This is a genomic window from Streptomyces sp. 3330 (assembly GCF_031456635.1).
GTDB lineage: Bacteria > Actinomycetota > Actinomycetes > Streptomycetales > Streptomycetaceae > Streptomyces.
The window spans coordinates 49,230-61,792 of sequence record NZ_JAVDVA010000030.1 but is presented as its reverse complement, the minus strand read 5'-3'; the positions used below and the strand labels follow the sequence as shown (position 1 = coordinate 61,792).

16 protein-coding genes are annotated in these 12,563 nt (G+C 73.4%); 6 read left to right on the top strand and 10 right to left on the bottom strand.

The window, feature by feature from the left end:
• Positions 1-9: 9 nt before the first annotated feature.
• From J2X68_RS34435 to J2X68_RS34425, 3 genes are all read right to left on the bottom strand, one after another.
• Positions 10-669 carry a lysoplasmalogenase gene (locus J2X68_RS34435; protein WP_310436533.1) on the bottom strand — a complete coding sequence of 220 codons (660 nt, stop codon included), beginning with the start codon at positions 667-669 and terminating at the stop codon, positions 10-12.
• Entirely contained in the window at positions 666-1,559 is an 894-nt protein-coding gene (locus tag J2X68_RS34430) for a sterol desaturase family protein (RefSeq protein ID WP_310436532.1), read from the bottom strand. Before J2X68_RS34430 ends, J2X68_RS34435 begins: the two co-directional genes overlap by 4 nt.
• Positions 1,560-1,824: 265 nt before the next feature.
• Positions 1,825-2,535, bottom strand: coding sequence for a VIT family protein (locus J2X68_RS34425; protein WP_310436531.1), 711 nt, complete (start codon positions 2,533-2,535; stop codon positions 1,825-1,827).
• A 364-nt stretch (positions 2,536-2,899) separates the two neighbouring features.
• Between J2X68_RS34425 and J2X68_RS34420 the strand changes: the two genes are divergently transcribed.
• The 5 genes from J2X68_RS34420 (at position 2,900) to J2X68_RS34400 (ending at position 7,851) form a co-directional block, all read left to right on the top strand.
• Positions 2,900-3,901, top strand: coding sequence for a DEDDh family exonuclease (locus J2X68_RS34420; RefSeq protein WP_310436530.1), 1,002 nt, complete (start codon positions 2,900-2,902; stop codon positions 3,899-3,901).
• Between the two features lie 80 nt (positions 3,902-3,981).
• Positions 3,982-4,215: a hypothetical protein gene (locus tag J2X68_RS34415; protein WP_078615750.1), complete on the top strand. Its 234-nt coding sequence runs from the start codon at positions 3,982-3,984 to the stop codon at positions 4,213-4,215.
• Positions 4,216-4,309: 94 nt separating this feature from the next.
• Positions 4,310-5,101, top strand: a complete 792-nt coding sequence (locus J2X68_RS34410) for an SURF1 family protein (RefSeq protein ID WP_310436529.1) — start codon at positions 4,310-4,312, stop codon at positions 5,099-5,101.
• Between the two features lie 201 nt (positions 5,102-5,302).
• Entirely contained in the window at positions 5,303-7,090 is a 1,788-nt protein-coding gene (locus J2X68_RS34405) for a glycoside hydrolase family 15 protein (protein WP_310436528.1), read from the top strand.
• Positions 7,091-7,095: 5 nt separating this feature from the next.
• Positions 7,096-7,851, top strand: a complete 756-nt coding sequence (locus J2X68_RS34400) for an SDR family oxidoreductase (protein ID WP_310436527.1) — start codon at positions 7,096-7,098, stop codon at positions 7,849-7,851.
• A 103-nt stretch (positions 7,852-7,954) separates the two neighbouring features.
• Here the strand turns inward: J2X68_RS34400 and amaP are convergent, their stop codons facing one another.
• From amaP to J2X68_RS34375, 5 genes are read right to left on the bottom strand one after another with little or no spacing between them, the layout of a single operon-like run.
• Complete coding sequence (gene amaP, locus J2X68_RS34395; protein WP_310436526.1) at positions 7,955-8,533, bottom strand: alkaline shock response membrane anchor protein AmaP; 579 nt, start codon at positions 8,531-8,533, stop codon at positions 7,955-7,957.
• Between the two features lie 5 nt (positions 8,534-8,538).
• Positions 8,539-9,168: a DUF6286 domain-containing protein gene (locus J2X68_RS34390; RefSeq protein WP_310436525.1), complete on the bottom strand. Its 630-nt coding sequence runs from the start codon at positions 9,166-9,168 to the stop codon at positions 8,539-8,541.
• On the bottom strand, positions 9,165-9,548 hold the full coding sequence (locus J2X68_RS34385; RefSeq protein ID WP_310436524.1) for a hypothetical protein: 384 nt from the start codon (positions 9,546-9,548) through the stop codon (positions 9,165-9,167). The genes J2X68_RS34390 and J2X68_RS34385 overlap by 4 nt, the downstream gene beginning before the upstream one ends.
• Positions 9,545-9,730 carry a hypothetical protein gene (locus J2X68_RS34380; protein ID WP_310436523.1) on the bottom strand — a complete coding sequence of 62 codons (186 nt, stop codon included), beginning with the start codon at positions 9,728-9,730 and terminating at the stop codon, positions 9,545-9,547. The genes J2X68_RS34385 and J2X68_RS34380 overlap by 4 nt, the downstream gene beginning before the upstream one ends.
• Before the next feature lie 43 nt (positions 9,731-9,773).
• Entirely contained in the window at positions 9,774-10,259 is a 486-nt protein-coding gene (locus J2X68_RS34375; RefSeq protein WP_310436522.1) for an Asp23/Gls24 family envelope stress response protein, read from the bottom strand.
• 96 nt (positions 10,260-10,355) lie between these two features.
• Here J2X68_RS34375 and J2X68_RS34370 point away from each other — a divergent pair, with 96 nt between their 5' ends.
• Positions 10,356-11,069 (top strand): nucleopolyhedrovirus P10 family protein, encoded by a 714-nt coding sequence (locus J2X68_RS34370; RefSeq protein ID WP_310436521.1) that lies wholly within the window; start codon positions 10,356-10,358, stop codon positions 11,067-11,069.
• A 21-nt stretch (positions 11,070-11,090) separates the two neighbouring features.
• Here J2X68_RS34370 and J2X68_RS34365 read toward each other — a convergent pair whose 3' ends face one another.
• Together J2X68_RS34365 and J2X68_RS34360 are read right to left on the bottom strand one after the other, a co-directional pair.
• Positions 11,091-11,894, bottom strand: coding sequence for an enoyl-CoA hydratase/isomerase family protein (locus tag J2X68_RS34365; protein ID WP_310436520.1), 804 nt, complete (start codon positions 11,892-11,894; stop codon positions 11,091-11,093).
• Between the two features lie 118 nt (positions 11,895-12,012).
• A complete protein-coding gene (locus tag J2X68_RS34360; protein ID WP_004002281.1) occupies positions 12,013-12,234 on the bottom strand; it encodes a helix-turn-helix domain-containing protein in 222 nt (73 codons plus the stop codon).
• Positions 12,235-12,563 lie beyond the last annotated feature (329 nt).

Sequence of the window (12,563 nt, the reverse complement as noted above, 5' to 3'; positions counted from 1 at the left end):
AGCCGGGGCTCAGGGGTTGAGGACCGGGGACCGAGGATCGACCGTCCTGTCACGGTGCCTGATCGCACCGAGGACCAGCAGGACCTGTGCGGCGATGTAGGTGAGCATGATCCACAGGTCGGGGCGCGGAGGCTGCGGCCAGTCGGCGACCCCGGTGGCGATCAGGGTGTCGGAGAGCAGGAACAGCGCGCCGCCGGCGCCGGCGACCGGGCCGAGCCGGGTGCTCGCGCCGTACGCCATGGCCGTGAGCAGGGTGCTGTAGACGGCGACCGGGAGGCGCAGATCCGCCGGGAGGCCGGGCCACAGCAGGGCGACGGTGGCGATGAGGGCGGTCGCGTAGCAGGGGGCCAGGAGGGCGCCGCGCGCGGGGGGCCGGCCGATGCGGGCGAACAGCGCCAGGTAGCAGACGTGACCCGCGGCGAAGGACGCCATGCCCGCGAGGAAGGCGGGGTCGGCGTCGAGCAGCAGCAGGGTGTCGCCGCCCCAGCCGCACAGGAGGGCGGCGACCAGGAGCCGGGGCGCGCCGCGCAGGGCCGCCCAGGCGGCGAGCAGGGGCATCAGAAGAGGCTTGGCCACCGTGTGCCCGGCGTCGGAGCCGACGGCGAGGCTGAGCAGGTCGACGGCGGCGGCGAGGGCGAACAGGCCGAGGAGGACGCGGGACCGGGTCACGCGGCCTTGGTCTCCTCGACCGCCGTGGCGGCGGCTGCGGCGGGGGCGGGCGCCGGAGCGGCCGCGGGCTGCCAGCCCGGCCCGCGGAACACGCGTCCCGTCCGCTCACGCCAACCGCGCGCCGCCTTCAGGTCCCTGGCGATCGCGACGTACTCGTGCGTGGCCACCTTGATGGGGTTGAACGTGTTGATGTTCTTGGTCAACCCGTAGACGGGCCGGTCGACCTCGGGCACGAACGACCCGAACAGCCGGTCCCAGACGATGAGGATGCCGCCGAAGTTGCGGTCCAGGTAACCGCCCTGGGAGGCGTGGTGGACGCGGTGGTGGGAGGGCGTGTTGAACACGAACTCGAACCACCGGGGCATCCTGTCGATCCGCTCGGTGTGGATCCAGAACTGGTAGACGAGGTTGGCCGAGGAGCAGAACGCGAGCGCGGCCGGGTGCACGCCGAGGGCGATGAGCGGGACGTAGAACGGCCACACCGTCAGGGTGGTCCAGGGCTGGCGCAGGGCGGTGGTGAGGTTGAACTTCTCGCTGGAGTGGTGGACGACGTGACAGGCCCACAGCACGCGGATGACGTGGTGGCCGCGGTGGGACCAGTAGTAGAAGAAGTCCTGCGCGAGCAGCATCAGCGGCAGCGTCCACCACAGGACCGGGACGCGGAGCGGGGTCAGTTCGTAGATCGCCGTGTAGATCGCGACGATCGGGATCTTCCAGACGAAGTCGAAGACGAGACTCCCGAGCCCCATGCCGACGCTCGTCGCGGCGTCCTTCGTCTCGTACCCGGCCGCATCCTCGTCGGGATGGAGCCGGACGCTGATCACCTCGACCACGGTGAGCAGCACGAAGGCGGGTATCGACCACAGCACGACATCGGGCAGGTTCGGCATGGGGGCACCGTAGAACGGCTGATGGGCTGCGGCTAGACGTTGTTACCCACAAGTATTACCGACGGTACGCGCTTGCTTGTTGGCGATCTCCGCCAATCGGCCCCGCCTGCGGACGCGACGTGCCGCCACGGGGGCTCCGGCGACAGGCCGGCCCGACGTCAGAGACCACCCACCGGGCCCCCGAAGTCGACTGCGCCCCGCCGCCTCACGCCCCCGCGACCTCGAACCCCGCCGCCCCTCACCCCCGCCGCCTCACGCCCGCCCCTCACACCCCCGCCGCGCCCAGCAACGATCCGACGAGGTACGTCACCCCCATCGCCAGCGCCCCGCCCCCCACGTTGCGCAGCACCGCGCGGCCCGGCGCCGCCGCTCCCAGGCGGGCGCTGCTCCAGCCCGTGCCGACCAGGGCCGCCAGGACCGACGCGACGGTCACCGGAAGCCGCCGGTCCGCCGGCGGCAGGACGATGGCGAGCAGAGGGAGCAGGGCGCCGACCGTGAAGGCGAGGAAGCTCGCCCAGGCCGCGTGCCAGGGGTTGGTGAGGTCGTCGGGGTCGATGCCGAGCTCCACGCGCGCGTGGGCCCTCAGCGCGTCCCGTTCCGTGAGCTGGACGGCGGCCTCGTGGGCCACGTCCCGGGACAGCCCGCGGTCCTCCAGCAGCTCGGTCAGCTCCGCCAGCTCGGCCTCCGGCTGCTCGCGCAGTTCCCGCCGCTCCAGCGCGAGGGCGGCCTTCTCGGAGTCCCGTTGGGTCGACACGGAGACGTACTCCCCCGCCGCCATGGACATCGAGCCGGCGAGCAGACCGGCGAGGCCGGCCGTCAGCAGGGCCGAACGGTCGTCCGTCGCGCCGGCCACGCCGACGACGAGGCCGGCGGTGGAGACGATGCCGTCGTTGGCGCCGAGGACCGCGGCGCGCAGCCAGTTCAGCCGGGATCCGAGCGAGCCCGAGTGGGCCTCGGCGTGGGTGGGTTCCGTCACAGCACGGAGGATGACACCCCGGGAGCCGCGTGCCCCGCACCGACGCTCGTCGTCGCGGCAGCGGGAGCGAGGTCGGGTGTCACAGGCGGCGCGGGTCGGGCATGACGGGACGGCGCGGGTCGGCCGCGTCAGGGCGGTGCGGGGCCGCGGCGAACGGGGCGGTGCGGGGCCGCCGCGACGGGCCGGGGACGGACGGAGCGCGAACCGTCGTCCGACCGGTCCGAGTTGACCGGGTATCGACCGACTGCCGCGGGGACGCGCGCGTGCGCCCCGCGAACTCCCGTACGGCCCGGACGGCTTCGCGCGGCTCCTCTTCGGGGCAGGTGCGGCGAGCTGTCAGTGGGGGCCCGTATCCTCAGTGACCATGCTCGAAGACCACACGACGACAGCGTCCTCCCCCACGGAGTGGCCGACCGCGTATCCCCAGGGGTACGCGGTCGTTGACGTGGAGACCACCGGCCTGGCCCGGGACGACCGGATCATCTCCGCCGCCGTCTACCGGCTGGACGCGCGCGGCGAGGTGGAGGACCACTGGTACACGCTGGTCAACCCGCAGCGCGACCCGGGCCCGGTGTGGATCCACGGTCTGACGAGCGACGTGCTCGAGGGCGCGCCCCTCTTCCGGGAGGTGGCCGCGGAGTTCGCGGCCCGGCTCGACGGACGGGTACTGGTCGCGCACAACGCGGTCTTCGACTGGCAGATGATCGCGCGGGAGTACGCGCGCGCGGAGCGCGAGGCGCCCGTGCGGCAGCGGCTGTGCACCATCGCGCTCTCCAAGGAGCTGGGCCTGCCGCTGCCCAACCACAAGCTGGAGTCGCTGGCGGCCCACTTCGGCGTGGTGCAGCAGCGGGCCCACCACGCGCTGGACGACGCGCGCGTGCTCGCGGAGGCGTTCCGGCCGAGCCTGCGGGCCGCGGCGGCAGGCGGTGTCCGGCTGCCGCTGCTCGAGTGCCGCCCGCTGACCGAGTGGGCCGACCGGCCCGCGCCCCTGATCGGCCGGCAGGCGGGCGGTGCGGGCGGCGGCTACGGCAGCTACCGGCCCGGTAGTTGGCGGCCGTCCCGCAAAAGGCCCGCATGCCCCCATCCCAACCCCGGTAGGTACGAAGACGGCAAAAGGCTCAAGCAGGGCATGCGGGTCGCCTTCTCGGGCGACACCTCCGTCGAGCGGGACCTGCTGGAGGACCGCGCCGCCGAGGCGGGGCTGCACGTCGCCACGAGCCTGTCCCGGCTGACCAGCCTGCTGGTCACCAACGACCCCGACTCGGGCACCTCGAAGGTGGTGAAGGCGCGGCAGTTCGGGACGCCCGTCGTCGACGAGGCCGCCTTCGGACAGCTCCTGCGGGATGTGGAACCCGCCGACGAGTGACCCGTACGTACGGGTGATTGCCGCGCGACTCGCCCGCCGCCCGCTCGCCCGCGCGCGGGCGACGGCCCACCCTGTGGCGCATGGCGAGATGCGAAGTTTGCGGCAATGACTACGGAATGACCTTCGAAGTGCACGCGCAGGGCGCGATCCACGTCTTCGACTGCTTCTCCTGTGCGATCCACCGCATGGCCCCCATCTGCGAGCACTGCCGGGTGCAGATCATCGGCCAGGGCGTCGAGGTGGAGGGGCACTGGTACTGCGGCGCGCACTGCGCCCGCGCGGAAGGCAGGGCGGGCATCGTCGACAAGGTGTGAGCCGGACCGGCGGCCTCCGGGGACCGGCGCCCGGCGGCCCCGGCTTCCGGTACCCGGCCGAATGCGCCCCACGACCGAGTTGTACGGTCGTGGGGTGTACCGCTTCCTGTTGTCCCGGCAGTGGGTGATCCTCACGCTGGTCTCCCTCCTCCTCATCCCCACGATGATCAGGCTGGGCTTCTGGCAGATGCATCGCTACGACGAGCGCACCGCGCGCAACCAGCTGGTCTCCGACGCGCTGACCGCCGAAGCGGTGCCCGTGGAGAAGCTGACCACCCCGGGGCACACCGTCACCCGCGACGAGCGGTACCGCAGCGTCACCGCCACGGGCTCCTTCGACACCGCGCGCGAAGTCGTCGTCAGGCGCCGGGTCAACGCCGACGAGACGGTCGGTTTCCACGTCCTCACGCCGTTCGTCCTGACGGACGGCAAGGTGCTGCTGGTCGACCGGGGCTGGATCCCCGCGGACGCCCCCAGCCAGACCTCGTTCCCCGAGGTCCCCGCGCCGCCCGCCGGCCGGATCACCGTCACCGGGCGGCTGATGCCCGACGAGACGACCGCCGCGAGCGGCATCAAGGACCTCAAGGGACTGCCGGACCGGCAGGTCATGCTGATCAACAGCGAGCAGGAGGCCCGGCGGCTCGGGGCACAGGTGCTCGGCGGCTACATCGCGCAGACCGCGCCCGAGCCGAAGGGCGGCAGCCCGGAGCTGGTCGGGCGGCCCGGCAGCGAGGACGCGGCCCTGAACTACGCGTACGCCATCCAGTGGTGGCTGTTCTCCGCGGGGGTCCCCGTCGGCTGGGTGATCCTGGTCCGCCGCGAGTCCCGCGACCGGGCCCAGGCCGCGGTGCGGGAGGCGGAGCAGGCCGAACCCGCGACGGTCTGACGAAGGCCGGGCGGACGCCGGGACGGACGTGGACACGGGCGTGGCCACGGGCGTGGCCACGGGCGTCACCCCGGGGCAGGCACGCGGCGGCCGCCCGATGGCCCGACGCCGGTGCCCGCGGCCGTCCTGCGGCGGTCCCGGCGTCACTCGCCCGGCCGCAGCCCTGATTGCCCTCAGCGCCCGCCGGGAACCCGGAACTGCGTGCACCCCCGCATCGAGAACTACGCGCTCATCGGCGACGAACAGACCGCCGCCCTGGTCGGCATGGACGGTTCCGTCGACTGGCTCTGTCTGCCCCGCTTCGACTCCGGAGCCTGCTTCGCGCGCCTCCTCGGCGAGGAGGAGAACGGCCACTGGCGCATCGCCCCGTTGGGCGTGCAGGGGCCCTGCACGCGGCGCGCCTACCGGCCCGACACCCTCGTCCTGGACACCGAGTGGGAGACCGACGAGGGCGCGATCCGGGTCACCGACCTGATGCCCCAGCGCGACCAGGCTCCCGACGTCGTACGCATCGTCCAGGGGCTGCGCGGCCGGGTCACCGTCCGCAGCGTGCTGCGGCTGCGGTTCGACTACGGCTGGATCGTCCCGTGGATGCGCCGGGCCGACGGGCACCGGGTGGCGGTCGGCGGTCCCGACGCGGTCTGGTTCCGCAGCGAGCCGGAGGTGCACACCTGGGGCGAGGACTTCACCACGTACTCGGAGTTCACCGTCGCCGAGGGCGAGTCGGTCGCCTTCGTCCTGACCTGGCACCCCTCGCACGAGGCGCGGCCGCCGCTCGTCGACCCGTGGGAGGCGCTGCGGGTCAGCGTCGACGACTGGCGGGCGTGGTCCGCCCGCTGCCGCTACGACGGACCCCACCGGGACGTCGTCGTCCGCTCCCTGATCACTCTCAAGGCCCTGACGTACGTCCCCACCGGGGGCATCGTCGCCGCGCTCACCACCTCCCTGCCGGAGGAGATGGGCGGGGTCCGCAACTGGGACTACCGCTACTGCTGGCTGCGCGACTCGACCCTCACCCTCGGCGCGCTCCTCGCGGCCGGCTACCAGGACGAGGCCGAGGCCTGGCGCAACTGGCTGCTGCGCGCCGTCGCGGGCGATCCGGCGGACCTCCAGATCATGTACGGGCTGGCGGGCGAGCGCCGGCTGCCCGAGTGCGAGCTGCCCTGGCTGTCCGGCTACGGGGACTCCCGGCCGGTGCGCATCGGCAACGGGGCCGTGGACCAGCTCCAGCTGGACGTCTACGGCGAGGTCATGGACTCGCTGTCGCTGGCCCGGACCTCGGGCATGTCGCCCCGGCCGCACATGTGGTCCCTGCAGTGCGCGCTGATGAAGTGGCTCTGCGAGAACTGGCGGCAGCCGGACGAGGGCCTGTGGGAGGTGCGCGGCGGCCGGCGGCAGTTCGTGCACTCCAAGGTGATGGTGTGGGTGGCCGCCGACCGGGCCGTCCGCGCGCTGGAGGAGTACCCCGACCTGAGCGGTGACCTGACGGGCTGGCGGGCGCTGCGCGACGAGGTGCACCGCGAGGTGTGCGAGCGCGGCTACGACCCGGAACGGGGCACGTTCACCCAGTACTACGGCTCACGCGAACTGGACGCCTCGCTGCTGCTCATCCCGCGCGTCGGCTTCCTGCCGCCGGACGACCCGCGGGTGGTCGGGACCGTCGACGCGGTCCGTGCCGACCTCGGGCACGACGGACTGCTGCGCCGCTACAGCACGGACGGCGCCCCCGTCGACGGCCTGCCGGGCGACGAGGGCACCTTCCTGGCCTGCTCGTTCTGGCTCGCCGACGCCCTGCACATGACGGGCCGCACGCAGGAGGCGCGCGAACTGTTCGAACGGCTCGTGGGCCTGGCCAACGACGTGGGGCTGCTGGCCGAGGAGTACGACCCGACGACCGGCCGGCACCTCGGCAACTTCCCGCAGGCCTTCAGTCACATCGGCCTGGTGAACACCGCCCTCGCCCTGTACGGCGCCGGGGAGGCAGGATAGGGGGCATGGATCTTGGACTGAAGGATCGGGTGTACGTGGTCACCGGGGCGACGCGCGGCCTCGGCAACGCCGCGGCGCGCGAGCTCGTCGCGGACGGCGCGAAGGTCGTGCTCACCGGGCGGGACGAGCAGCGCGTCGCCGACGCCGCGGCCGAACTGGGGCCGAACGCCGTCGGTCTCGCCGTCGACAACGCCGATCCCGAGGCTGCGGCGCGGCTGATCGCGGCGGCGCGCGAGGCCTTCGGCGGGTTCGACGGCGTGCTGGTGAGCGTGGGCGGCCCGCCGCCCGGGTTCGTCGCGGACAACACGGACGAGCAGTGGCAGGCCGCGTTCGAGTCGGTGTTCCTCGGGGCGGTCCGGCTGGCGCGGGCGGCCGCCGCCGAGCTGGAGGCGGGCGGGGTCGTCGGGTTCGTGCTGTCGGGCTCGGTGCACGAGCCGATTCCCGGGCTGACGATCTCCAACGGCCTGCGGCCGGGACTGGCCGGGTTCGCGAAGTCGCTCTCGGACGAGCTGGGACCCCGGGGGATCCGGGTCGTGGGACTGCTGCCCGCCCGCATCGACACCGATCGGGTGCGGGAGCTGGACGGGCTGTCCGCCGACCCCGAGGCCACCCGGGCCGCGAACGAGTCCCGTATTCCGTTGCGTCGGTACGGGACCCCGGAGGAGTTCGGCCGGACGGCCGCGTTCCTGCTGTCGCCCGCGGCCTCCTACCTGACGGGGCTCATGGTGCCGGTCGACGGCGGGATGCGGCACGGGTTCTGACCGGGCACGGGCGCCGGACGCATCGCCGGCCCGGCCGCCCGGGCAGCTCACTCCTCCTCGGGCAGCCCGGTCGGCTCGCCCCTCCCCCGGCAGCCCGGGCCGCTCAACTGACCCGTTCGGCCTTGTGCTTGGCGCCCTTCATCCGCACCTCCGCGGGCAGGGCCGCCAGCGCGGCCGAGTCCCGCGCGTGGGTCAGGGCCTGCGCCGTCAGGTGGTCCAGCGCCGTCGCCGGATCCACGTGGGGCTCCAGCACCAGGCGGACCCGCGCCTCGGGCGCCTCCCTCCGGCCCCTGAGGGCCACATGGGCGTCGGCCACGCCGTCCAGCCGCTCCGCCTCGGCGGCGAGTACGCCTTCCAGGGCGCGGCCCCGCAGCAGCGCTCCCGCGCCGTCGCCCGTGTCGACGAGGAGCTCGCCGAGCCGGCGGCGGCGCAGGACGGCCGTCAGCCACCACAGGGTCAGCAGGACGAGGAGCGCGAGGATCGCGATCACCGTCGGCCACCACCAGGCCTCGGCGCGCCAGCGGGTGCGTTCGGCGGTGGTGAGCAGGACGTCGTGCGGGCCCTGGTGGAGCCACCAGGAGGGCGCGGAGGCGCCCAGGCCCACGGCCAGCACCGCACCGCCGACGGCGAGCAGCACCAGCCCGACGACTCCGACGAGCACACGGTTCACGGTCGCGAGCATCGTCCTCACCCCTTCTTCCCGGGTCGTCGCACATGGACCGAAAGGGTGAGCGGCCGGACCAGGCCCAGGCCGCGGATCGCGTCGGTGAGGACGGCGTCCAGGTCGGCGTGCACGTCGTCCAGGTCGCGGAAGTGGCAGAGTGCGCGGACGTCGGCCTTCCGGCGGCCCGTGCGCACCCGTACCGACTGGACGCCCGCGACCTCCATGGCCCGGTCGCGCAGCACCAGTCCGGCCGCGTCGCGATGGAGGCCCGCCCGTACGTCCGGACGGGTGCGGCGCATCGGCAGGACGTCCCTGAGGCCCGGCGTCACGGCCAGGAGGATCAGCCACAGGCCGAGGACCGCCGCGACCCCGGCGCCGACCAGCACCCAGATGTCGTCGAGGGGGCGCTCGGCGAGCTGCCGGGCGAGCCCGCTCCGCCAGGCCATGGCCGAGCGGTGGGCGCGTACGGCGGCCACGTCGTAGAGGAAGGCGGCCGCGACGACGAGCAGCGCCAGCGCCACGACGGCGGCCGGGACCCGGCGTGCCGACCAGAAGCGGTGGTCGGCGCGACCCGGCGGGCCGGGCCGGTCCTCTTGCGTGGGTTTGTCCAGAACGGGCAGTGTGCTGCCCTGCAAGCCTCCGGGCTCGCTCATCGCGCCCTCCCGTGCGCCGCGCCGTGGGCCGTCGTCAGGTGCAGCCGTTCCACCTGGACGGCGACCTCCGGAACCTCCATTCCCACCAACGCGCCTACCCGCTCGGTGACATGCCGACGCACACGGTGACAGCGTCCGCCGATATCGGTCGGGTAGTCGAGTTCGAGGTGCACCCGCACGTGCGCGGCGTCGTGGTGGACGACCACGGTGGCGTGCGGGCCGCTGACGTCGGGCGGCAGGGGACCGACCGCCTCGCGCGCGGCCTGGGAGGCGATCTTCGCCACCACCCGGTCGGCGATGCGCGTCGCGCCGCGCGCACCCGGGGGCACGGCGGACGAGCGCCCGTCGACGGCGGTGCCGTCCGCGTCCACGGAGGTCACCGGCGCCGGTCGTCGCGGCTGCGGAAGAAGTCGCCGAGTTCCAGGTCCCCTTCGAGGAACCGGCCGACGACGAACCCGATGGCGCCCAGCGCCGCCACCAGGAGGAAGGCCCCGAACCCGCCGAAATATCCGGCGAAGCCCAGCGCCATGCCGGCGATCATGCCGGCCAAGGCCATGCTCAAGGTGCACTCCCCTCGGCGGTCCGGTCACCCGGCCGTCTGCGTGTCACTGGATCCGGGGCTCCGGCTCCTCGTCCTCTTCGTCGGGCAGCTTGACGTCGCTCACCGCGATGTTGACCTCGACGACCTCCAGTCCGGTCATCCGCTCCACGGCCGCGATCACGTTCTCCCGCACGGCCTGCGCCACATCGGCGATGGCCACGCCGTAGTCGACGACGATCTCCAGGTCGAGCGCGGTCTGCACCTCGCCGACCTCGGCCTTCACGCCTCGGGACACCGACTTCGAGCCGCCGGGCACCCGGTCCCGCACGGCGCCGAAGGTGCGGCTGAGTCCGCTGCCCATCGCGTGGACGCCCAGGACGTCGCGTGCCGCGAGGCCCGCGATCTTCTCGACGACCCCGTCCGCGATGGTGGTGCGCCCGCGGGTCGCCGGATCACCGCCGCCGCGCTTGGTCGTCCTGCGGGTCCCCAGCGGCTCGGTGCCGCCGTCGGAGGTCTGCGTCCGGTGCTGCTCCGCTGCTGCCTCGGTCATCGCCGTACGTCCTTACGTCCGGTTCGTTCCTCGTACCTTCCCCCACGGTAAGCGCGGTTGCCCGACCGCGCGCCAGGGATGCGGCAGGCTGGAGGAATGACGGCGGACGGATGGACGAGCGTGGTACGGCAGCAGTTGGGTCTCGGCAGGCTGCTCCCCCTGGGCGGGCCGCGGGACGGCGCGTGGATCACCGAGGCGGCGGCCGAAGCGGTGCTGCGGCAGGCGGTGCGGGGTGTGGAGGGCGTGCGCATGGGCGCGCTGCGGATCGCGGTGGCTGACCCGAACGGGGTGTACGAGCCCGCCGTGCCGCCCCCGCCGAGCGGCCTGCCGCCCGGGCCTCTGCGGGTGACGGCGGACCTCGCCGCCGCCTCGGCCGAGCCGCTGCCTGCCCTGGCCTCGCGGCTGCGCGCGGCGCTGGCGGCGGCCGCGACGGACCGCCTCGGCCTGGTGGTGCAGGAGGTGGACCTGCGCGTGACGGCGCTGTGGGACGAGGAGCCGGAACCGGAGGCGGTCCGGCCCGTTCCCGAGCCGCCATCCGTCGGGACCACACAGCACGGTGACGAGGCACGCGTGGCGGTCGCCGCTCTGTCCGTGCCCGGGGTGACCCGGTTGACCGATGCCGTCGGCAGGGCGGTACGGATCGAGGATCGACCGCACACGACCGCCCTGCCGAACCGCCACGCCCGCGTGGAGATCGCGGTGAGCGCGCACCACCGGGCCCTCGATGTGGCCCGGGGGGTGCGCGGGGTGGTGTCGGAAGCGCTGAGTGATCACCCGACGGTGGCCGTGCTGGTCACGGCGGTGGAGTGACCGGGCCCGCGGGGGCTCGGCTCATTCGCCCATGCCGGCCAGGTCCCGCAGACGGCGGCCCTGCGCGGCGCGCTCGGCGGCGCGCTGCTCGTCGTAGGTGCGATCGCCGGCGCCGCGCAGCAGCGCCTTGGTCTCGATGACGGCCTCCCGGGGCGCGGCCAGGATCGCCGCGGCCAGCTCACGCGTCGCGCCGTCGAGGTCCTGGACGGGCACGGCGATGTTGGCGAGCCCGGAGCTCACCGCTTCCTCGGCGTGCACGAACCGGCCGGTCAGGCAGATCTCGGCGGCCCGGCCGTAGCCGACCAGGGAGACGAGAGGGTGGGTGCCCGTCAGGTCCGGCACCAGGCCGAGGCCGGTCTCCCGCATGGCGAACTGCACGTCGTCGGCGACGACGCGCAGGTCACAGGCGAGGGCCAGCTGGAAGCCCGCGCCGATGGCGTGACCCTGGACGGCGGCGATGGACACGAGGTCGTTGCGTCGCCACCAGGTGAAGCCCTCCTGGAATTCCGCGATGGCGGCGTCGAGTTCGGCGTCGCCGCTGCGTGCGAGATCGACGAAGGACGGCTCGCCCTCGATTCCCTCGGGCGTGAACATCTGCCGGTCGAGCCCCGCGGAGAAGGACTTGCCCTCGCCGCGCAGCACGACCACGCGGACGGAGCCCGGCACCAGCCGCCCGGCCTCGGCGAGCGCCCGCCACATGGCGGGGCTCTGCGCATTGCGCTTGGCCGGGTTGGCCAGCGTCACCGTGGCGAGCGCGTCGTCGACGGTGAGCCGTACGCCGTCCTTGTCGAGCAGGGGAACGCGTTCCTGGTCGGGCGTGGCCATGAGGAGCCTCCGATGAGTGCGGTCAGCTAGCGGTCAGCTAAGTGACTGCACAGTAACCACCCGGCCGGTCGGACGACCGACCGGGTGGCCACCATCGAAAACGGTGGGCCGCCCCGGGTCAGGACGAGGCGGCCTTCTTGCCTCGGGTCGCCCCGCCACGCCCACGCAGCGTGACGCCCGACTCGCTGAGCATCCGGTGGACAAAGCCATACGAGCGACCGGTTTCCTCGGCCAGCGCCCGGATGCTCGCACCGGAGTCGTACTTCTTCTTCAGGTCTGCCGCGAGCTTGTCGCGCGCGGCGCCGGTCACCCGGCTGCCCTTCTTCAGAGTCTCGGCCACCCGTGCCTCCTCATGGGAAGTGCGCTCTGGTCATCCTCATGATCACCCCTCCGGCGCGCGATGGCCACCCATTCGGCAAGGTCCGTGCGACAGGCTTTTGACGACAGGAGCACGCCCCCACAAGCGGAACATGTGATTCCACCCGGTGGTGTTCGTGGGACCGAACGGGTTGTTGCACGAAGTGGCAGGTCAGAGACGCGAGACGGCCGATCCCTTGTCGACAAAGGGATCGGCCGTGAAATCGATGTAGGACACACCTCGATACGAGGCGATCTCACACAGATGATGGATCACCGGTAGGCCGAATGATCCAGACGAATGATCCAACG

Excerpts from the sequence above, each read along its gene's own strand:
- J2X68_RS34430 (WP_310436532.1), bottom strand. The coding sequence starts at position 1,559 with ATGCCGAACCTGCCCGATGTCGTGCTGTGGTCGATACCCGCCTTCGTG.
- J2X68_RS34420 (WP_310436530.1), top strand. The coding sequence starts at position 2,900 with ATGCTCGAAGACCACACGACGACAGCGTCCTCCCCCACGGAGTGGCCG.
- J2X68_RS34415 (WP_078615750.1), top strand. The coding sequence starts at position 3,982 with ATGGCGAGATGCGAAGTTTGCGGCAATGACTACGGAATGACCTTCGAA.
- J2X68_RS34400 (WP_310436527.1), top strand. The coding sequence starts at position 7,096 with ATGGATCTTGGACTGAAGGATCGGGTGTACGTGGTCACCGGGGCGACG.
- amaP (WP_310436526.1), bottom strand. The coding sequence starts at position 8,533 with ATGCTCGCGACCGTGAACCGTGTGCTCGTCGGAGTCGTCGGGCTGGTG.
- J2X68_RS34390 (WP_310436525.1), bottom strand. The coding sequence starts at position 9,168 with ATGAGCGAGCCCGGAGGCTTGCAGGGCAGCACACTGCCCGTTCTGGAC.
- J2X68_RS34375 (WP_310436522.1), bottom strand. The coding sequence starts at position 10,259 with ATGACCGAGGCAGCAGCGGAGCAGCACCGGACGCAGACCTCCGACGGC.
- J2X68_RS34370 (WP_310436521.1), top strand. The coding sequence starts at position 10,356 with ATGACGGCGGACGGATGGACGAGCGTGGTACGGCAGCAGTTGGGTCTC.
- J2X68_RS34365 (WP_310436520.1), bottom strand. The coding sequence starts at position 11,894 with ATGGCCACGCCCGACCAGGAACGCGTTCCCCTGCTCGACAAGGACGGC.